This is a genomic window from Brevibacillus fulvus, from assembly GCF_016908525.1.
GTDB classification, from domain to species: domain Bacteria; phylum Bacillota; class Bacilli; order Brevibacillales; family Brevibacillaceae; genus Brevibacillus_G; species Brevibacillus_G fulvus.
In genome coordinates this window covers 169,690-188,047 of sequence record NZ_JAFBEB010000004.1, presented here as the reverse complement: position 1 = coordinate 188,047, position 18,358 = coordinate 169,690, and the positions used below count along the sequence as shown (strand labels likewise).

At 48.8% G+C, this 18,358-nt stretch carries 23 protein-coding genes and 1 other annotated feature; of the genes, 21 read left to right on the top strand and 2 right to left on the bottom strand.

The window, feature by feature from the left end; all coding sequences use genetic code 11:
- Positions 1–11 precede the first annotated feature (11 nt).
- The 20 genes from JOD01_RS07985 to JOD01_RS07890 all read left to right on the top strand — a co-directional run bounded on the left by JOD01_RS07985 (position 12) and on the right by JOD01_RS07890 (position 17,177).
- A complete protein-coding gene (locus JOD01_RS07985; protein WP_204517732.1) occupies positions 12–596 on the top strand; it encodes a Maf family protein in 585 nt (194 codons plus the stop codon).
- A gap of 78 nt (positions 597–674) precedes the next feature.
- A complete protein-coding gene (gene radC / locus JOD01_RS07980) occupies positions 675–1,379 on the top strand; it encodes a RadC family protein (protein WP_275581936.1) in 705 nt (234 codons plus the stop codon).
- A 56-nt stretch (positions 1,380–1,435) separates the two neighbouring features.
- Positions 1,436–2,479: a rod shape-determining protein gene (locus JOD01_RS07975; RefSeq protein WP_204517731.1), complete on the top strand. Its 1,044-nt coding sequence runs from the start codon at positions 1,436–1,438 to the stop codon at positions 2,477–2,479.
- 14 nt (positions 2,480–2,493) lie between these two features.
- Positions 2,494–3,477, top strand: coding sequence for a rod shape-determining protein MreC (gene mreC, locus JOD01_RS07970; RefSeq protein ID WP_204517730.1), 984 nt, complete (start codon positions 2,494–2,496; stop codon positions 3,475–3,477).
- Complete coding sequence (gene mreD / locus JOD01_RS07965) at positions 3,477–3,998, top strand: rod shape-determining protein MreD (protein WP_204517729.1); 522 nt, start codon at positions 3,477–3,479, stop codon at positions 3,996–3,998. Before mreC ends, mreD begins: the two co-directional genes overlap by 1 nt.
- Before the next feature lie 31 nt (positions 3,999–4,029).
- Positions 4,030–6,468, top strand: a complete 2,439-nt coding sequence (locus JOD01_RS07960; protein WP_204517728.1) for a peptidoglycan D,D-transpeptidase FtsI family protein — start codon at positions 4,030–4,032, stop codon at positions 6,466–6,468.
- An 86-nt stretch (positions 6,469–6,554) separates the two neighbouring features.
- On the top strand, positions 6,555–7,226 hold the full coding sequence (gene minC / locus JOD01_RS07955) for a septum site-determining protein MinC (RefSeq protein WP_204517727.1): 672 nt from the start codon (positions 6,555–6,557) through the stop codon (positions 7,224–7,226).
- A gap of 26 nt (positions 7,227–7,252) precedes the next feature.
- Positions 7,253–8,047, top strand: a complete 795-nt coding sequence (minD, locus tag JOD01_RS07950) for a septum site-determining protein MinD (protein ID WP_204517726.1) — start codon at positions 7,253–7,255, stop codon at positions 8,045–8,047.
- Positions 8,048–8,147: 100 nt separating this feature from the next.
- On the top strand, positions 8,148–9,278 hold the full coding sequence (rodA, locus tag JOD01_RS07945) for a rod shape-determining protein RodA (RefSeq protein WP_204517725.1): 1,131 nt from the start codon (positions 8,148–8,150) through the stop codon (positions 9,276–9,278).
- Between the two features lie 270 nt (positions 9,279–9,548).
- Positions 9,549–9,749 carry a cold-shock protein gene (locus JOD01_RS07940; RefSeq protein ID WP_204517724.1) on the top strand — a complete coding sequence of 67 codons (201 nt, stop codon included), beginning with the start codon at positions 9,549–9,551 and terminating at the stop codon, positions 9,747–9,749.
- Between the two features lie 178 nt (positions 9,750–9,927).
- Positions 9,928–10,719 carry a M23 family metallopeptidase gene (locus JOD01_RS07935; protein WP_204517723.1) on the top strand — a complete coding sequence of 264 codons (792 nt, stop codon included), beginning with the start codon at positions 9,928–9,930 and terminating at the stop codon, positions 10,717–10,719.
- Positions 10,700–11,554: a M50 family metallopeptidase gene (locus JOD01_RS07930; RefSeq protein WP_204517722.1), complete on the top strand. Its 855-nt coding sequence runs from the start codon at positions 10,700–10,702 to the stop codon at positions 11,552–11,554. The genes JOD01_RS07935 and JOD01_RS07930 overlap by 20 nt, the downstream gene beginning before the upstream one ends.
- A 73-nt stretch (positions 11,555–11,627) precedes the next feature.
- Complete coding sequence (locus JOD01_RS07925) at positions 11,628–13,130, top strand: Rne/Rng family ribonuclease (RefSeq protein WP_204517721.1); 1,503 nt, start codon at positions 11,628–11,630, stop codon at positions 13,128–13,130.
- A gap of 122 nt (positions 13,131–13,252) precedes the next feature.
- Positions 13,253–13,333: a sequence feature (ribosomal protein L21 leader region), on the top strand.
- 12 nt (positions 13,334–13,345) lie between these two features.
- Positions 13,346–13,657 (top strand): 50S ribosomal protein L21, encoded by a 312-nt coding sequence (gene rplU, locus JOD01_RS07920; protein WP_204517720.1) that lies wholly within the window; start codon positions 13,346–13,348, stop codon positions 13,655–13,657.
- 12 nt (positions 13,658–13,669) lie between these two features.
- Positions 13,670–14,026 (top strand): ribosomal-processing cysteine protease Prp, encoded by a 357-nt coding sequence (locus JOD01_RS07915; RefSeq protein ID WP_204517719.1) that lies wholly within the window; start codon positions 13,670–13,672, stop codon positions 14,024–14,026.
- A complete protein-coding gene (gene rpmA, locus JOD01_RS07910; RefSeq protein WP_275581935.1) occupies positions 14,023–14,322 on the top strand; it encodes a 50S ribosomal protein L27 in 300 nt (99 codons plus the stop codon). The genes JOD01_RS07915 and rpmA overlap by 4 nt, the downstream gene beginning before the upstream one ends.
- A 135-nt stretch (positions 14,323–14,457) precedes the next feature.
- A complete protein-coding gene (locus JOD01_RS07905) occupies positions 14,458–15,051 on the top strand; it encodes a Spo0B domain-containing protein (RefSeq protein ID WP_204517718.1) in 594 nt (197 codons plus the stop codon).
- Between the two features lie 4 nt (positions 15,052–15,055).
- Complete coding sequence (gene obgE, locus JOD01_RS07900) at positions 15,056–16,333, top strand: GTPase ObgE (protein WP_204517717.1); 1,278 nt, start codon at positions 15,056–15,058, stop codon at positions 16,331–16,333.
- Positions 16,334–16,343: 10 nt separating this feature from the next.
- Positions 16,344–17,000: a PilZ domain-containing protein gene (locus tag JOD01_RS07895; RefSeq protein WP_204517716.1), complete on the top strand. Its 657-nt coding sequence runs from the start codon at positions 16,344–16,346 to the stop codon at positions 16,998–17,000.
- A 30-nt stretch (positions 17,001–17,030) separates the two neighbouring features.
- The gene (locus JOD01_RS07890; protein ID WP_204517715.1) at positions 17,031–17,177 is read left to right on the top strand and encodes a hypothetical protein; all 147 of its coding nucleotides are present in this window, start codon (positions 17,031–17,033) and stop codon (positions 17,175–17,177) included.
- A 50-nt stretch (positions 17,178–17,227) separates the two neighbouring features.
- On the opposite strand, the gene JOD01_RS07885 is transcribed toward JOD01_RS07890, so the two are convergent.
- A complete protein-coding gene (locus JOD01_RS07885; RefSeq protein WP_204517714.1) occupies positions 17,228–17,521 on the bottom strand; it encodes an ArsR/SmtB family transcription factor in 294 nt (97 codons plus the stop codon).
- Positions 17,522–17,577: 56 nt separating this feature from the next.
- Complete coding sequence (locus JOD01_RS19850) at positions 17,578–17,712, bottom strand: hypothetical protein (protein ID WP_275581934.1); 135 nt, start codon at positions 17,710–17,712, stop codon at positions 17,578–17,580.
- Between the two features lie 194 nt (positions 17,713–17,906).
- Between JOD01_RS19850 and JOD01_RS07880 the strand changes: the two genes are divergently transcribed.
- The gene (locus tag JOD01_RS07880) at positions 17,907–18,350 is read left to right on the top strand and encodes an ACT domain-containing protein (RefSeq protein WP_204517713.1); all 444 of its coding nucleotides are present in this window, start codon (positions 17,907–17,909) and stop codon (positions 18,348–18,350) included.
- Positions 18,351–18,358: the final 8 nt, after the last annotated feature.

The window sequence follows — 18,358 nt, the reverse complement described above, 5'->3', positions numbered from 1 at the left end:
TGTAAGTAGAGATGGAAAAGGCAGCAGAGATTATACTGGCTTCCTCTTCACCGAGAAGGCGCGAGTTGTTGGAAACACTGAAGCTTCCCTTCACGATTATGAGCAGTGATGTGGAGGAGACGTTTTCATCCTCGCTGACGCCAGCTGAAGTGGTTGAACAGCTCTCTTTGCGCAAGGCGCGGGAAATTGCCGGGAAAATATCCTCAGGCATTGTGATCGGGGCTGATACGATCGTTGTGCTCGATGGAAACATCCTGGGAAAACCTATGGATGAAGACGATGCCTTTCGAATGCTGACAGCCTTGCAAGGGAGGACGCATACCGTCTATACCGGCGTTGCGCTGATTGAGGCAGCCACGCAAGCGGTTCAGGTCGCGCACAGTGCGACTCAGGTGAAGATGCGCAAAATGACCGACCAAGAGATTCGTGGGTACATCTCTACCAGAGAACCGATGGACAAAGCAGGCTCTTATGCTATTCAAGGGTTTGGGGCAACCCTTGTCGAGGAAATACAAGGCGACTATTTTACTGTCGTCGGTCTGCCCTTGCAGTTAACAGCGAAAATGCTCTCACAGTTTGGCATCCGATTGTTTTAAACGGCAAAGGCCAAGCTTCTTGTTCCGTCTTCCTGTTGTCAGCCTTGCTGTTTCAATAAACATGCGGGAGGCGGAATTTTGCAGGTGAAGTCGTGTAACGAAAAGAAAAAGCGAAACGTCCCTTCTTATGAAATGCCTCGTGAACGTTTACTGCGCTACGGAGCGGCAAGTTTAGCAGATGCCGAACTGCTCGCGATTCTGTTGCGGACAGGTACCGAACACAAAAGCTCGTTTGAATTGGCGCAAACCTTGCTCGCCACGTTTGGCGATTTGCGAGGGCTGGCGCAAGCTTCGACTGAGGAATTAATGCAAATCAAAGGCATTGGGCAGGTTAAATCATTGGAACTGCTTGCCGCAATGGAACTCGGACGGCGAATTACAGCGAAAAGCGTTCTTTCCGCACGCCGGACTTCCATTCGTCTGCCTCGCGATGTAGCTGAGCTGATGATTCCCGAGATGAGTCATCTCAATCAGGAACATTTTGTTTGTTTGTTTCTTAATACGAAAAATCATGTAATTGGCAAGCAGACCATATTTGTCGGCAGCCTGGACGCCTCGATTGTTCATCCGCGTGAAGTGTTCAGGGAAGCAATTAAACGAAGCAGTGCTTCCTTGATATGTTTACATAATCATCCGAGCGGTGATCCATCGCCCAGCCGGGAAGATATCGCAGTTACCCGCACATTGCGGGAAGCGGGGGACTTGGTTGGAATTTCTTTGCTCGATCACATTATTATTGGCGATGGCAGGTATGTCAGTTTAAAGGAACAAGGCTATCTCTAAATGATTGCCGGCGCAGCTATTTGTCTGTCTTGACAAAACGGAAGGAGATTTACTTTATGTTTGGTGGATTTTCTCGTGACTTAGGTATAGACCTGGGCACTGCTAATACACTTGTTTATGTAAAAGGAAAGGGGATTGTTGTTCGTGAGCCTTCTGTCGTGGCGATTCGCACCGACACGAACACGATCGAAGCGGTAGGGAATGCAGCAAAAAGCATGATTGGCCGTACGCCAGGCAATATCGTTGCCGTCCGACCGATGAAAGACGGAGTAATTGCCGATTTCGATACTACGGCAACGATGATGCGATATTTCATCCGCCAGGCGCAAAAAAATCAGGGAATGTTTTCCCGCCGGCCCAGCGTAATGGTCTGTGTGCCATCGGGAATTACCGCTGTGGAAAAACGGGCAGTGGAAGACGCGACCAAGCAAGCGGGAGCCAAAGAGGCGTATACGATTGAAGAGCCGTTTGCCGCGGCTATTGGCGCCGATTTGCCCGTATGGGAGCCGACAGGCAGTATGGTTGTCGACATCGGTGGGGGAACTACCGAGGTAGCGATTATTTCGCTGGGCGGCATTGTAACAAGCCGCTCTATTCGCGTCGCCGGAGATGAAATGGACGAAGCGATCATGCAGTATATCAAAAGACGTTACAATTTAATGATCGGCGAAAGAACGGCGGAGACGCTAAAATTGGAAATCGGGTCGGCAATCGCGCCTGAACATGAGGAATCTGTGGAAATTCGCGGTCGCGACCTCGTTACCGGTCTGCCTAAGACCATTACCGTAACCAGCGAGGAAATTGCTGACGCTCTGTCCGAAACGGTTGCTTCGATCGTAGAAGCGGTGAAGATTACGCTGGAGAAAAGTCCGCCGGAATTGGCGGCTGATATTATGGACAGAGGCATCGTTTTGACCGGGGGAGGAGCCCTGCTGCGCAATCTCGATCGCCTGCTGAGCAAAGAGACCGGAATGCCGGTTCATGTTGCGGAAAACGCGCTGGATTGTGTGGCAATCGGAACGGGACGTGCACTGGAAAACCTCCACTTGTTCAAATCGAAGCACGGCATCACCTCTTCCCGTTCCAAACGGAGCAAGTAATTGGAGGTTAAAAGATGTCGTTCTTCGGAAACAAACGTCTGATTGTGGTATTGATAGGACTTGTCCTGCTAATCTCGCTGGTCGGTTATACATCGCGAGAAAGGGCAAATCTGACTTGGCCGGAAATGTTTCTCAAGGATACAGTAAGTGTCTTGCAGAGCATTTTTTACCGTCCTGCGCAAGTGGTCTCCGGATTGTTTAAAGATATTGGCGACGCGTACAATGTATATCAGGAAAATCGAGTGCTCAAGGCGAATCTGGACCAACTTGCGCAGGTAACGGATGAACTGGAAGCTACCAAGGCGGAAAACCAACGGCTGCGGGCGGCGCTTGATGTGAAGAATACTCAAAGCAGCTACCAGTTTCGGGTTGCAGAGGTGATCGCCCGCAACTCCGACAATTGGAACAATGTCCTCACAATCGACAAAGGCCAGAAGGACGGGATCAAGAAGGACATGGCCGTCATTACGCCAAAAGGTTTGATTGGACGAGTGCAAAGCGTTGCCAACTTTTCTGCGACGGTTGAGTTATTGACCAATGTGGAAAACAGCAACCATGTTTCCGCAAGAATCTTGGCCAAACAAATCGCGAACGGAAAAATCGTATACAGTTACATCAATGGGGTAATTGAAGAATATGATCCGCGAAATCGTCTGTTGATTATGCGGAAGATTCCGTGGGGACAAAAAGTCGAGCAGAATCAATCCGTGGTCACATCCGGAATGGGAGGAGTCATTCCGGAAAATCTCTCGATCGGCAAAGTCGTGAGCGTGCAGGCGGATGATTACGGTTTGACACAGACCGCTTACATTCAACCAAACGCTGACTTCAACGAGATTGACGAAGTGATGGTGGTCGAGAGGGCGTATACGTTGTCACCGAACGGCGATCTTGTTCCGACGACACAAACAAATAATTCGGGTACACCTGTTACACCGCAAACAAAATCAGTGACGCCAGCCAATTCGGTTCCAGCAACAGGTGGGGGAGGTCAGTGATGCCGCGATTGTATCTAACCGCCACAGTGCTGCTTCTCTTTTTGTTGGAAGGTACGGTTTTGCAGGTATTGTCACCAAATGCTTGGGGTCTGTCATGGCTGGCAGTACCCCGCTTTGCACTTGTTACAGTCATCATCCTGTCGATGTTTCTCGGCAGGCGAGAGGGATTGTATTACGGATTGGGCATCGGTTTGCTGCAAGATGTGCTGTATGGCCAAGCGATTGGCGTCTATATGTTGTCAATGATGGTTGCCGGTTATTTCGCCGGATTGGTCAGTTTACTCTTTCACCGCAGCGCGCCACTTGTCTTTGTGACCATCGCTTTGACGCTATTTGGGCATGAATGGTTATTGTACATTTTATTTCGCTTGTTTTCTACCGCTCCCAATGATGTACAATGGATCTTGATCAATCAAATCTTGCCGACGGTTGGACTTAATCTTTTGTTTGCGATCTTGATTTATGCTCCAATGCGTTATTTGTGCGAAACAGTGGAAAAAGGCAGCCGATCGATCGAATAGTCTAATGACAGGCGAAGGGAGGTAGGATCAATTGGGTGAGACAAAAGAGGAAAAATCTCACATTCCGTTCAGGCTTAATGTCTTGTTTTTCATTGTGTTCCTGTTTTTTGCCGCAATTATCTTACGACTTGCCTTTGTCCAACTGGTCGAGGGGGAAGAGTATAAACTCGCTCTGGAAAAATACAGTACGCGCGACTTGCCGATTTCCGCGCCGCGTGGGAGAATTCTCGATGCCAACGGGCAAGTTCTCGTTTCCAATAAACCGGTGTATACCGTTTACTATGTTAAAGAACAAAATCAGGACATTGACGCCAAAACAGAAGAGCAAACGGCTGAAAAGCTGGCAAAAATTCTGACGATCGATGACACCGATACATTCACCGACAAGGAATTGTTGCAGTTGGCGGTTCAGCTCCAGGCAACGCTGCCGGTTGCTCTGAACAAGGCCGAAACGGAACAGCTCATTGGACAATTGACGCCCAAACTAAGCAAGTTGCCGGAAATCGAAGCGATCGACAGCATGTCCGACCTTGATTTGGCGAAGACTGCCTTGTTGCTGAAAGTACGGGTCAAAAGTCCTTTTGACAGCGCCGAGCAAGCTCGTTTGAAAGCGAGTTTGCAAAAGGCGTTGAATAAAAAACCGGAAGAACTGCAAAACTTGTCCGATACCGAACTGCTGCGTTCCGCTTTGCAGGCGAACATCGCGGTGAACATCAAACTAAGCAAAGAGGACCGCGATGACTTGATCAAGGAAAACAAGGCCGTATTGCGCCAATTCCCGCCTGTGGGAGAACTGGCACAAAAATCGGATATGGATCTGCTGCAGTATGCCGACTTTTTTAATCTCGATGTCAAACTTCCGCTAACGGAACAGGAGAAGAAATTCCAATGGCATAAATTAGGGATTTTGAAAGAAATGCGTTCATACGATATCCCCAGCTATATGCCGCGGCGCGTCAAAGAAAACATTAGTGAAAATGAAATGTTTAAAATTGAAGAAAGACGCACGGAGCTGCCGGGGATCAGCGTGAAGCTGGAACCGATGCGAAAAATATACAATGATCCGGATGGCAGTCCATTTGGCACGCATATTTTGGGCTATACAAATGCGATCAGACCGGATGAGTTGAAAGAGTATGAAGCGCAGGGATACAATGCCTACGATCGCGTAGGGGAAACCGGGCTGGAACGATACTACGAGCGGTATTTGCGCGGTAAAGACGGCGTGATGGAAGTTCGTGTCAACAAAAACTCGGAAACGGTGGAGAAAGAGCAGAAAGTCGCGCCGGAACCGGGGGATGATCTAGTGTTGGCGCTGGATCGCCGGTTCCAAAGCAAAGTGGAAGATATCGTCAAAAAACACTTTGAGGAACTGAAAAAGCGACCCGACGTGCCAAAAGAGATGAAGGACATCCATGCGTTGGTCATGAACCCCAATACGGGAGAAATTTTGGCGATGGCCAGCTATCCGGATTATGATTTGAATATTTATTACGATCGGAAAGCGCTGGGTTTCAATGAAAAGTACAGTTCATTGATTCTGCCGAACGAGTCGAATCGCTTCATTAACTCCGCATATGCGCCCGGTTCCACGGTCAAACCGCTGTCTGTCATGATGGCTTTGCAAGAAGGACTGGTTACGCCGGAAGAAACGATCATCGACCGCGGCGGTTGGCAAGTTGGTAACGTGTTTAAAAAGAACTGGAAAACGGGCGGACACGGAGCTGTCAACGCACGGCGCGCCTTGCAGGTGTCCAACAACACTTATATGTACGCCATGGCGATGCGGCTGGCCGATCGCGCCGATGATTACAAGAAGCAGTTTTCGGTCATCGATTTTTACAACCATCAGTTCGGACTTGGAGTAAAAACGGGTGTCGATCTGCCTTATGAAAAAGCGGGGGTAGAAAACCCTAACTCCTACTATGGGAACCTGGCCGACGCCTTTATCGGACAGTATGATATTTTTACGCCGATGCAGTTGGGGCAGTACGTTTCCACTATTGCAAATGGTGGCTACCGGATTCGCCCTCACCTGGTAAAAGAGATTCGCAAAGGCTCGACAGATCCGAAAATGTTGGGGCCGGTGTTGACCAAGATCGAGCCGGAAGTATTGAACAAAGTCGATATTGATCCGAAATGGATACAAGTGGTAAAAGAGGGGATGTATCTGGTTACGCAGCCGGGCGGAACGGCATCCAGTACATTCCGCGGCTTGCCCTTTACAGTAGCGGCGAAAACAGGGACTGCGCAAACCGGAACCGGTCGTCCGGATAACGCCGTGATGGTTGGCTTTGCTCCTTATGAAAATCCGCAGGTAGTGTTTGTTGTCGTTGTGCCGAACGGATTGCGTGACAGCGTGCACAGCGCGGACGCTTCCGGGCCAATTGCCCGCCAGCTCCTGGAGGCGTACAATGAGCTGTACCCTGGCGTTTTGACCGGCTCTGGAACCAAACAAGAGAAGAAATAGCCGCAAGCGTACTTGCATTTTTTTCCGCTTGGGCAGGAATCTCTTTTAAACATGGCGAAAGGTTACGTTTGAGGTGAAACAGGTCCATGAAGACTGTCAAAAATAAAATTACAATTAAAGGAACAAAAGACGGCCTTGTCTTTTTCATGGACGATACATGTTCCTTTGATGAACTGGTAGCGGATCTGCGGGAAAAGATCGAGCACAGTCATCAGCAAATCTTGTCTGGTCCGTTAATTCGCGTTTCCCTCAAACTGGGCAAACGTTATTGTACACCGGAGCAGCAACAACAATTGACCGAGATTATTCGTCAGCGCGGCAATTTGGTCATTCATATGATCGATGCGGATGTGATCAGCAAGGAGGAGGCTTTTGCCGAGCGGCTAAAGTCCAGTTTTTTGCTGAAAACGCAAACGGTCCGCTCTGGACAGGTGCTGGAATTTGATGGGGATATTTTGTTGCTGGGGGATGTAAATCCAGGCGGTACGGTAAAAAGTACAGGGAGTATCTTTGTGCTCGGCAATTTGCGCGGTATCGCGCATGCCGGCACAAATGGAGATAATCAAGTGATTATCGCCGCAGCTTCGATGTTGCCGACACAACTCCGCATTGCGGATATTATTAGCAGACCTGGTGAAGAATGGGCGGAAAATTCAGGAGCAACCGAATTTGCCTATGTGGAAGATGGAAATATGAAAGTTGCCAAGATGAACTTTCTCCATCGTGTAAGACCTGAATTGGGCGAGTCGAAAGCGTAAGGCGTGTGGAAAGAGGAGGAACCGGTGTGGGGATTGGAATTGTTGTCACTTCAGGAAAAGGCGGTGTTGGCAAAACGACCACTTCTGCCAATATTGGGACGGCTTTGGCCTTGCACGGGCAAAAAGTTTGTCTTGTGGATACAGATATCGGGCTCCGTAATCTCGATGTCGTGATGGGGCTGGAAAACCGGATCATTTATGATCTGGTCGATGTTACTGAAGGAGTGTGCCGTTTGCAACAGGCATTAATCAAGGACAAGCGCTTTGAGACGCTGTCCCTTTTGCCTGCTGCGCAAACCAAGGACAAGACAGCTGTATCTCCGGAGCAGATCGAGGAGATTGTGACTCAATTAAAACGCGAATTTGATTATGTGATCATCGATTGTCCGGCCGGAATTGAACAAGGATTTCGCAATGCCGTGGCGGGTGCAGATCAGGCAATCGTCGTGACTACACCGGAAAAAGCGGCTGTGCGCGATGCAGACCGGATCATCGGTTTGCTGGAACGCGAAAAGGTGGGCATGCCCAAACTGGTGATTAATCGCGTACGGCCACATATGGTAAAAAACGGGGATATGCTGGATGTTGAAGATATTTTGGATTTGCTTGCCATTGACTTGGTCGGTGTCGTTCCGGATGATGAATATGTAATCAAGTCAGCCAATCTGGGGGAACCGGCAGTGATGAGCCATGATTCACGCGCATCGCTCGCTTATCGCAACATCGCCCGCCGTTTGCTGGGAGAAGCGGTTCCGCTGCAACCTCTCGAAGAGAAAGCGGGAATGTTCAGCAAGGTTCGCAAGTTTTTCGGGTTTAAATAATGAACGACAAGAGAACAGGAGCGCTCCTGTTCTTTTTTCAGGCACGCAATGCGTAAGAACGCCGCTTGTTATGGCAGAGGAAAGGGGGAGGCGAGCGGAGATGGACTTTGAAAAAAGACACTTAAAAACAATCGACTGGCCGATCTTATTTATCATTCTTTGCTTGGGAGCATTCAGCCTTTTGGGTATTTCCGGTTCAGCGGCCGGGGTGGACACAGCTTACAAACAAATGCTGTGGTATCTGCTCGGCTATGTAATCCTGCTCGTTGTCTTGCTGTTTGATTATCATATCTATAACACGGTGGCGTATGTCCTGTACGGAATTGGCATCGTGCTGCTGCTTGGCGTATTTGCGACAAAAGAAATCAACGGCGCAACCAGCTGGTATGATTTGGGCGTCGTCCTGTTTCAGCCATCCGAACCGATGAAATTGTTCACCATCTTGGCAGTAGCCAAATTTATGGCGAAAAAAACAGATGAACAGGAAAAACTGCACACATTCTATCAATTGGTTCCAGTTGGGTTGCTGGTCGGCGTGCCTTTGCTGTTGATCTTGGTGCAGCCGGATTTGGGCACCTCGCTGGTGTATACCGGAATTTTGGCAACGATGTTGATTGTCGGCGGCATCCGCGTGCGCCATGTTTTGTACTTGGGGGGATTGGTCGGCGCCTTTTTCGCCACGATGACGTTCCTTTACTTTCAGCAACAAGATCTTTTTTTCAAGATCATCAAACCTTATCAATGGGATCGCATCACATTCTGGCTAAATCCCGATCTCGACCCGCTCTACAAAGGGTTCCAGTTGAAGCAGTCCCTCATCGCCATCGGTTCCGGGCAACTGATGGGCAAAGGGATCAATACAGCAACACAGGCAAGCTTTGGCTGGGTTCCTGTCGGTGAGAGCGACTTTATTTTTACGGTGATAGCCGAGAAAACAGGCTTTATCGGCGCCGGCCTGTTGATGATTTTATTTTTTGCCTTGATTTATCGGATGATCCGGATTGCAATGGAAGCAAAAGATCCGTTCGGGTCTTATGTCGTAGCTGGCGTAGTCGGGATGCTGACATTCCAAATATTTGAAAATATTGGAATGACGATTCAATTAATGCCGATTACCGGGATTCCTTTGCCGTTTATCAGTTACGGAGGAAGTTCTTTGCTTACGAACTTTTTCATCCTTGCGATTGTTGTCAATATCGGGATGCGCAAGGACAAATTGCGTTTTGATTAAGCAGCTAGCTGTTGAAACGTTCAGCCAAAATAGCGTGACAAACGCAAAAAGATATGTTAAACTATTTCCAAGTTAACCGTTTTTACTCACTATAAAGTGATTTGATGGATTGGATGATCAGTCGTACTTGTTATGAGATGCGTCACCATGTGATCAAATCTCTTTGCAAGTACGACTTTTTTCGTACATGAAAAAATCGTTTGGTAAAAAAGGGTTAACGCATCACTTTATCGCCATCGTCTGGCGGATATTTTTAGGAGGTTTTACTTCATGCAACAAGGTACTGTTAAATGGTTCAACGCTGAAAAAGGATTCGGTTTCATTCAAGTTGAAGGCGGAGACGATGTATTCGTACACTACAGCGCAATCCAATCCGAAGGTTTCAAAACTCTTGAAGAAGGTCAAAAAGTAGAATTCGAAATCGTACAAGGTAGCCGCGGTCCTCAAGCTGCTAACGTTGTGAAACTGTAATCGCTTTAACCGATTATTAGAAAGCAGTCTCTCCTCGCCGAGAGACTGCTTTTTTGCTGTTTAGCCGAAAGATGTTGTCACTCGCGGGAGGCGCTCGTAAGGTTGGCCGGCCGTGCGGTCTAAACCGCATAGACAAGTCATATGTTGAGAGTAAAGCCGGATAACTGGGAGGTTCGACATGTTTGACGAAATTGAACGTGTGAAAGAGCGGCGCCGAGAACGGCTGGAACGGATCCGTCATCAATCCCGCGAGAGCATGGCTTCTTTTGAAGAGGAATGGAACCATTCGATCGGAGACCCGTATATTGCCGGCGCTTATTTGGACACGACAGCAAACAAGGACGAGCAGCTGAACAGGTTGCCTCCGCAGCGCCGGTTCGGACTGCAGTTGTTTTTTTCCGCGCTTCTGATCGGGATTGCCTACCTCTTGTTCCAAACGAGTCTGTCCTTTCCTGATGCTTGGAAGGAAACGGCCTATCAAGTCATGACCCGCGATTTCAATTTTTCCGGAGTGTCGAAATGGTATCAAGCCCGGTTTGGTCAGCTGCCTACCATCCTGCCGGCCTTTTCTCCCGAGAAAAATGCCCTGCCGGTGAGTACCGCGCCCAATTTGCAGGATTGGCAGTTGCCAAACAGCTGGAAACTGGTCAAACCGTTTGAGCCAAATAACCCCAAAGTCGTCATGGACGTTGGAGCGACTGGTGAAGTGGTGAACAGCGGAACAAGTTGGGTAGCGTTTGTAGGCGAAAAGCCGGGTTATGGCAAAACCGTTGTGCTTCGTTTGAGCAAGGGGAGGGAAGTCTGGTTGGGCAACATGGAGACCGTCAAGGTAGCGGAAAACGATTTTTTAAAGGCCGGTGACGTCATCGGAATCGCGCAGACATTTGATCAGGCATCCCGCTATGTTTTTGTGACGATGAAGCAACAGGAGCATTATGTGGATCCGCTGGATGTGGGTCCGCTTGATTAATGAATGGCTGCCACGAATTCGCATCAGAATCCATCTATTATTTTGGGTCGTCATTGGCCTGTCTTTTGTTACCGGAAATTTTACCGAGATTATGACGTTGTTTGTGATTGTCATTATCCATGAAATGGGACATGTCGCCGCAGCAACCGAATTGGGTTGGACCGTATCCGAGATTAAGCTGCTTCCGTTTGGCGGCGTGGCTACGGTTGAAGAAGCGGTTGCTTCCCAACCGCTGGACGAAATCATCATGGCTGTTGCCGGGCCGTTTATGAATGTGACCATGATTTTGCTGGCGCAATTTTTGTGGTGGGCAGGCATCTGGTCCGCCGATTGGGCGGAGTTTTTCATCACGAGCAATTGGATCATTGCCGGATTCAATTTGTTGCCGATTTGGCCGTTGGATGGCGGGCGGATCGTTCAGGCTTTGCTCTGCTATTTGTGGCCATACGGCACTGCTGCCCGTTTCTCGTTAGGAACCAGTGTCGTTTTTGCGGCGGTTATGCTGGGATTGGGCTGTTTTTTTCTCAATCCGAATCTGGTGATGCTGGCCGTTTACTTGCTGTTCATCAACATGCAGGCATTTATTCGCTTTCCTTACCAATTCATTCGCTTTTTAATGGAAAAGTATATCGCCGGTCAGGAGCATTTGCCGCTTCGTTCCGTCAGTCTGTCGCCCGATGTTACGGTGAAGGAAGCGGCGGAACAACTGCGAAGAGGGAGTTATCATCTGTTCTTGATTCGCGGACCGGAAGGCGGGTTGTTGGCCGAAGAGCAACTGCTGGAAGCTGTTCTCTTTCAACATCAGCGTGATATTGCGGTCAGCCGGCTGCTGTAATCCGGGCAGGATTCGGCGATACGTTTCTTTTCGTGTACAATAAAGGGCGAGTACATGGAAGGAGGGGCAGCTTGTGAAAAAGATATTGATTAACATTTGCCGGCATCAGACACGGGCGGCCGTTCTGGAAGAAGAGCGGTTGGCCGAATTTTATATGGAAACCGGGGAATCCCAGGAGAAGATGGGGAATATTTACCTGGGGCGTGTCGTTGATGTTTTGCCCAGCATGCAGGCGGCTTTTATTGATATCGGACAGGAGAAGAATGCGTTTTTATACATAGATGATGCCTTGCCTCACAACTGGCAAGAGGGAAAACGAGACAAGCCCAAACCAAACATCCGCGAACTGGTTCACTCCGGCCAACAGCTATTGGTGCAAGTAAACAAAGAAGCAACGGGAACCAAGGCGCCGCGGGTTACGACGCAATTGGGCATACCAGGACGGACGATCGTCTATATGCCCAACTCCGATCAGCAAGTATCCGTTTCGCGGAAAATCAAAAGCGAGCGGGAACGCCAGCGCCTGCAGCAAACGACGGCGGCGCTTTTGCAAGCGTCGGAAGGAGCGATCGTTCGCACATTGGCCGAAGGTTTGGATGCGGAACAGATTGCCCATGAATGGATGTATTTGCGCGCCGCATGGCAAGAGGCTCTGGAAAAGAGCAGAAACAACAAGATCCCGGCACTCGTCTATCAGGATACGGATTTGTTGAACCGGATCATTCGCGATTTATTTGCCGATGATGTCAGTGAATTGTGGATCGATCAACACGAGGCGTACAAGCAAGCGAAGAAAATGGTTGCCGCCCTTTATCCCCACCTGCAAAATCGCGTCAGATTTTATCAGGGAAGGCAATCTTTGTTTGATCACTATCAAGTGGAAGCAGAGATCGACAAGGCGCTGCGGCGGCAAGTCTGGTTGAAGAGCGGTGGCTATTTAATTATCGATTTTACCGAGGCGATGACTGTCATTGATGTCAACACGGGCAAATATACCGGAAAAAGCGCCCAGCAATTGGAAGAAACTGTGACCAAAACCAATCTGGAGGCGGCCAAGGAAATTGCCCGTCAGCTTCGCCTCCGCGATATTGGCGGGATTATCATCATCGATTTTATCGACATGAAACAGCCGAGCAACCGGGAGCGCGTGCTGCAAACGTTGCAGGCGGAAATGGAAAAAGACCGGACGACCTCCTACGTTGTGGGAATGACCCAACTGGGACTGGTGGAGATGACCCGCAAAAAAAGCCGGCAAAGCATCGGGGAAGCGTTGACCCGTCTCTGCCCGACCTGTGAAGGCAAAGGCAGGGTCTTGCAGCAAGCAGAGGTCATACAACGCCTGTGGCGGGAACTGAGCGGTTATGCGAAACAAGCGGAAGCAGAGGCGGTGGTTGCTTACCTGCCGATCGAGGTCTATCGAGAACTGGAGCCTGCGGACAAAGCAGCGTGGGAACGCCAGCTTGGTTTTGAATTGTTCATTGGCAGCAAAGAAAATTTGCACCCAAGCCAATACGAGATTGCCTACCTGGGAGCAAAAGCCGAAGCGGTACGATTGTTTGAAAACCAGCTTGTCTAAAATCCTTGACGAATAACCTAACTTTATGTTATTCTAGTATTTGTTCATGCAGATATGCTTGTTAGAGATATGCACACGGAAATAGTAGCGATTGCTGCTGTTACAGTTGCCAGCTCACCTCAAGCATGCTGTAACCGCTCGAGACAGGTTTGTCCAAGCTGGTCACGCTGACCACACCTGCATAGGCGAGTCTGAGTATAAGAGGAGGTGCAACAATGTACGCAATTATTGAAACGGGTGGCAAACAATACAAAGTTGAAGAAGGAGCTGTTCTCTTCATCGAGAAATTGGCTGCGAACGAAGGTGACGTTGTTACTTTCGATAAAGTTCTCTTTGTAAGCAAAGACGGCAAAGTTACTGCTGGTGCTCCAACTGTAGCAGGTGCAACCGTTACGGGGAAAGTAGAAAAACACGGTAAAGGCGAAAAAGTTATCGTGTACAAATACAAAGCAAAGAAAAACTACCGTCGCAAACAAGGTCACCGTCAACCATTCAGCAAAGTTGTGATTGAAAAAATCAACGCGTAATCTGGTGGCTGTATGATTCAGGTAACCATCGAAAGAGATGACGCAGGCATAGCGGAGATTACGATTTCAGGACATGCCAACGCGGCTCAATATGGTTCGGATATTGTCTGTTCGGCGGTATCGGCCATCAGCTTTGGCATCCTGAATTCGATTCACCCATTGCTCGGATTGGTTCCCCAAGTTGAACAGGCGGCCAAAAGCGGCGGGTTTCTCCGCTGGAGCGTGACGCATCCCGCTGATCCGTCCCTCCATGAGAAGCTGCAGTTGCTTGCCGAAAGCATGGCAATTGCTTTGATCGCTGTTGCGCAACAATATGGGAAATATATTACGGTGAAAGATCAAAAATGGCAAGGAGGTGCTTCCACATGAAAACATTGTTTACCATGGACCTTCAGTTTTTCGCCTCCAAAAAAGGGGTAGGTTCCACTAAAAACGGTCGTGACTCTATCGCGAAACGTTTGGGCACAAAACGCGGCGATGGCCAATTCGTGAAAGCTGGTAACATTCTCGTTCGTCAACGCGGTACGAAAATTTATCCAGGTGCGAATGTTGGTATCGGTGGCGATGACACTTTGTTTGCAAAAGCGGACGGCGTTGTTCGTTTCAAACGTCTCGGACGTGACCGCAAACAAGTTGTAATTGAGCCTGTAGCATCTGAAGCGTAATGACCACTTACACGCAAAAAAGCCCAGCCTAAGTGCTGGGCTTTCTTTTTCTTCTTCGTTTTCTGCAACAAGGGAGAGAGCTTGTGTTACAATAGGAAACGAACGTTTAAAATACATAGATATCGGGTGAGGAAGATGAAGGGAGAGCAAAATATTTTTACCCATCAGACAGATCTACTGCTCACACTGTTGAATCGTCAGCGGCATGATTGGATGAACCATTTGCAAGTGCTGCTTGGATACTTGAAGTTAGGGCGGCCTGAACAGGGGGAGGAATATTTAAAAAGAGTGACAGAACTGTTGAACCATGAGAGTTCCCTCTCACGGATTAACTGCTCGGCTCTTTCCGTCTTCTTCCAAACCTTTAATGCTCTCCATGATGATCTGGTGTTAACGGTGGAATTGGCCAACCAAGTCGATCTGTCCTTGGTGGAAAAAGATAAGCAAGAGCTCTTTGCGGTGATTACCCAGATTGTCTTGCTCGCCAAGCAGCATTTGGTCAAAGATGCGTTTGAGACCAAGCATATGACGGTGACATTGTTGGAATGGGAGCAACGAATTGTATTCCGATTTAAACTGGATGGAATGATAAGTGAATCCGGCAATTTGGAAGTGGAAAAGCTAATGGAGCGAAGCAAGCAATCGGCGACCGAAGTCATCGACTGGATGCGTACATCCAATGAATGGCGATTGGAGATCGGGTTTCCACTTGTTGCAAAAATGAGGTGACCATATGTTTGTCGATCAAGTTAAGATTTATGTAAAAGGTGGAGACGGAGGAAATGGCGCCGTGTCTTTCCGGCGGGAAAAATACGTCCCCCTTGGCGGCCCCGCAGGCGGGGATGGCGGACGAGGTGGCGATGTCGTCTTTGTCGTGGATGAAGGGTTGCGGACACTTGTTGATTTTCGCTACCAGCGTCATTTCAAGGCTCCCCGCGGAGAGAATGGTCGCAACAAGTCTCAGCATGGAGCTGGTGCGGAAGATCTCGTTGTTCGCGTGCCTCCGGGAACGACTGTTGTCGATATTGATACAGGCGAAGTGGTAGCGGATTTGCTCGAACACGGCCAGCGAGCGGTGATTGCCAAAGGCGGCCGCGGGGGCAGAGGAAACATTCGCTTTGCTACGGCGGCCAACCCGGCGCCGGAAATTGCCGAAAATGGCGAGCCTGGACAGGAACGGAATGTTCAGCTTGAATTAAAACTGATTGCCGATGTCGGATTGGTCGGTTATCCGAGCGTAGGCAAGTCCACGTTGCTGGCAAGCGTTACGGCGGCCAAACCGAAAATTGCCGCTTACCATTTTACGACACTGACGCCTAATCTCGGGGTTGTCGATTTGGGCGAAAAAAGCTTTGTCATGGCCGACTTGCCCGGACTGATTGAAGGGGCGCATGAAGGCGTTGGTCTCGGACATCAGTTTCTGCGTCACGTGGAAAGGACGAAACTGATCATCCACGTGATCGATATGGCTGCGACCGATGGACGCGATCCTTATGAAGATTACCGGCAGATTAACGAGGAATTGAAGCTGTATAACATCAAACTGGAAGAGCGGCCGCAGGTGATCGCTGCCAATAAGATGGACATTCCGGAAGCGCAGGAAAATCTGCAGCGGTTTAAAGAAAAGCTGCCGGAGGTGCCGGTCTTCGAAATATCCGCGGCAACCGGTAAAGGTGTTCAGGAACTGATGTATGCCGTGGCGGACGAACTGGCCAAGCTGCCGGACAAACCGCTCGTCGAGGAAGTTCCGGAAGTGGAAGAACGGGTTGTGTTTAAAGCGGAACCAGAACCGATCCCGTTCGAAGTCAGCAAGGAAGATGATGTATTTGTTGTTTCCGGGGAAAAAATTGAAAAGCTTGTGAAGATGACCAACCTGAACAGCTATGACTCCATTCAGCGTTTTGCCCGCATGATGAGAAACATGGGCGTGGATAATGCACTTCGGGCAAATGGCGCACAACACGGCGACACGGTGCGCATCGGCAACTTCGAGTTTGAATTCGTGGAGTGAAGCAGAAAACATGAGTGTGACTCCTTCTCTATCATCACTGATATCCGCCAAACAACTGGAACGAGGAACACAGGTCAACCTGGTGAATCCTCAGCGGAAAGATTCGTGGTCGGCAATGATCGAACATGGCAAGGAAAATCAATTGATTGTCTCCTGCCAGCTCGATAAAGGAGCCGTCAGTTCCATGCTGGGCAGCGAGCTGATCTTGAATTTGGAGACGGCTGTAAATCGGATTGCCATTCATATGGAGGTGGTCCAGGAGCAGCTAATGTGGCCGATCCTCTTTTTAAGGATGCTTCCGCTCAGCATTCAGATTCAGCAGAATGCAGACCTGCCTTTGGTCAAATCGGACTATATTATCTCTGTTCCGTACAAAGTAATGGGGGCAAAACCGATCGAGGAACAGGGAGAAGCGATTTTGCTCGGCTTTTCGCCATTCAAATTGTTGCTGGGGACAGATGGTTATTTAGCCAAGGGAGAATACCTGAATTTATCATTTTTCCTGCCGAAGTCGAAGCAGGAATTGGTTGCCATGGCACAAGTGGTGGAGAAAGAGTTTGTCGATGGTTCTGTGCGCGTAATGGTAACAATCACCAGTATTGAACCGAAGTTCAAGAAGATGCTGCAGGACTACTATCAAACGTTGCACGGCAGCAGTAAATCATAAATCAAATACAATTGACACGCAGTGGGCGTTATGCGCGCTGCGTGTTTTTTTCGTTATACGGCCGTTGCTGAATCCATCGTTGATTGGCTCAGCCCAGCGATCGTCACGCCTGCAGGTGTCGAGAAAGAGTGCGGCCAGATCATCACGCGCGGAAAAATGGTGTCCGCCGGCATTTAGTTGTTTCGTTTTATGATTATTCAACTAAATGAATGAAAAAAGGTTCCTTGTCACAACAATGTTTCAAGGAACCCAGGCAAATATTTCCGGAGTGTTGCTTCGTCCAACGTCGTATATTTGGTTTGCGCATGTTTGCGCACCTTGATCAGACCAGCTTCGCGCAACGTACGGAAATGATAGGAGGCGTTTGATTTCGAGACAGCACAAATACCCCCTACCTCCCCGCAAGCCAGCTCTTTTTTCGCCAGAAACAGAGTGCGAACGATCTCAATGCGCGTTGGATCAGCTAACGCTTTAAAAATCTTGACTCGCTGTTCATTGGCTTCCATTAGTTCAATATTCATACAACTAAGATACAAGATCCTGGTTACCTTTTCAAGAGGAATCGTGTCCGGCGACCTTACTCATTATTTTCAGCTGCGTTGCTTGCCTCTTGCGGCGAAGCAATTTTCTTCCCGCGCATCTCTGCACCAAACTGGTCAAGGTCACTCGGCTTTGCCGGCGGATAATTGTTGCGCCGGCGGGATTTATCCATTTTTCCACGGCCTCCCATAGGTTTCACCTCACTTTTGACAGCGATATCGGTAGTGTGCGCAGGCGAAATAAATTTAACCTTTACGTTAATTTTGTTTAGCAATTTATAAAAATATAAAAATAACATTGCCAGCATAAGGATGATTGTATATAATGTCCTCTATAAATGAACAGTTGTTTTTATAAGGAGGACACATGGGGAAGCAAGAAAAGTTTTACTTGATCAGCTCTGACATCCTTCCCGAGTCCATCGCCAAAACGATTGAAGCCAAAAAGTTACTTGATTCGGGAGAGGCGGAAACAGTAAACGAGGCTGTTGAACGCGTTGGATTAAGCCGCAGTGCGTTTTACAAGTATAAAGACGGTATCTTTCCGTTTAATGCGATGATGAGCGAAAAGATCATGACGGTGACTTTTGCGCTTGATCATCGGTCCGGGATATTGTCCAAAGTATTGCAGTATGTTGCAGATCAAGGCGGAAACGTGTTGACGATCAATCAGACGATTCCGTTGCAGGGTATCGCCAATGCTTCAATGTCGATCGATATGGCGCACTTGCGAGTCTCCAGTACAGAATTCCTTGATGGCTTGCAGCAAATAAACGGCGTGCGCAAGGCCATGATTGTTGGAAGGGGATAAATGAAACA

Coding starts and splice junctions, on each gene's coding strand:
- JOD01_RS07985 (WP_204517732.1), top strand. CDS start 12: ATGGAAAAGGCAGCAGAGATTATACTGGCTTCCTCTTCACCGAGAAGG.
- JOD01_RS07975 (WP_204517731.1), top strand. CDS start 1,436: ATGTTTGGTGGATTTTCTCGTGACTTAGGTATAGACCTGGGCACTGCT.
- mreC (WP_204517730.1), top strand. CDS start 2,494: ATGTCGTTCTTCGGAAACAAACGTCTGATTGTGGTATTGATAGGACTT.
- mreD (WP_204517729.1), top strand. CDS start 3,477: ATGCCGCGATTGTATCTAACCGCCACAGTGCTGCTTCTCTTTTTGTTG.
- minC (WP_204517727.1), top strand. CDS start 6,555: ATGAAGACTGTCAAAAATAAAATTACAATTAAAGGAACAAAAGACGGC.
- rodA (WP_204517725.1), top strand. CDS start 8,148: ATGGACTTTGAAAAAAGACACTTAAAAACAATCGACTGGCCGATCTTA.
- JOD01_RS07940 (WP_204517724.1), top strand. CDS start 9,549: ATGCAACAAGGTACTGTTAAATGGTTCAACGCTGAAAAAGGATTCGGT.
- JOD01_RS07935 (WP_204517723.1), top strand. CDS start 9,928: ATGTTTGACGAAATTGAACGTGTGAAAGAGCGGCGCCGAGAACGGCTG.
- JOD01_RS07930 (WP_204517722.1), top strand. CDS start 10,700: ATGTGGGTCCGCTTGATTAATGAATGGCTGCCACGAATTCGCATCAGA.
- rplU (WP_204517720.1), top strand. CDS start 13,346: ATGTACGCAATTATTGAAACGGGTGGCAAACAATACAAAGTTGAAGAA.
- JOD01_RS07915 (WP_204517719.1), top strand. CDS start 13,670: ATGATTCAGGTAACCATCGAAAGAGATGACGCAGGCATAGCGGAGATT.
- rpmA (WP_275581935.1), top strand. CDS start 14,023: ATGAAAACATTGTTTACCATGGACCTTCAGTTTTTCGCCTCCAAAAAA.
- JOD01_RS07905 (WP_204517718.1), top strand. CDS start 14,458: ATGAAGGGAGAGCAAAATATTTTTACCCATCAGACAGATCTACTGCTC.
- obgE (WP_204517717.1), top strand. CDS start 15,056: ATGTTTGTCGATCAAGTTAAGATTTATGTAAAAGGTGGAGACGGAGGA.
- JOD01_RS07895 (WP_204517716.1), top strand. CDS start 16,344: ATGAGTGTGACTCCTTCTCTATCATCACTGATATCCGCCAAACAACTG.
- JOD01_RS07890 (WP_204517715.1), top strand. CDS start 17,031: ATGCGCGCTGCGTGTTTTTTTCGTTATACGGCCGTTGCTGAATCCATC.
- JOD01_RS07885 (WP_204517714.1), bottom strand. CDS start 17,521: ATGAATATTGAACTAATGGAAGCCAATGAACAGCGAGTCAAGATTTTT.
- JOD01_RS19850 (WP_275581934.1), bottom strand. CDS start 17,712: ATGGATAAATCCCGCCGGCGCAACAATTATCCGCCGGCAAAGCCGAGT.
- JOD01_RS07880 (WP_204517713.1), top strand. CDS start 17,907: ATGGGGAAGCAAGAAAAGTTTTACTTGATCAGCTCTGACATCCTTCCC.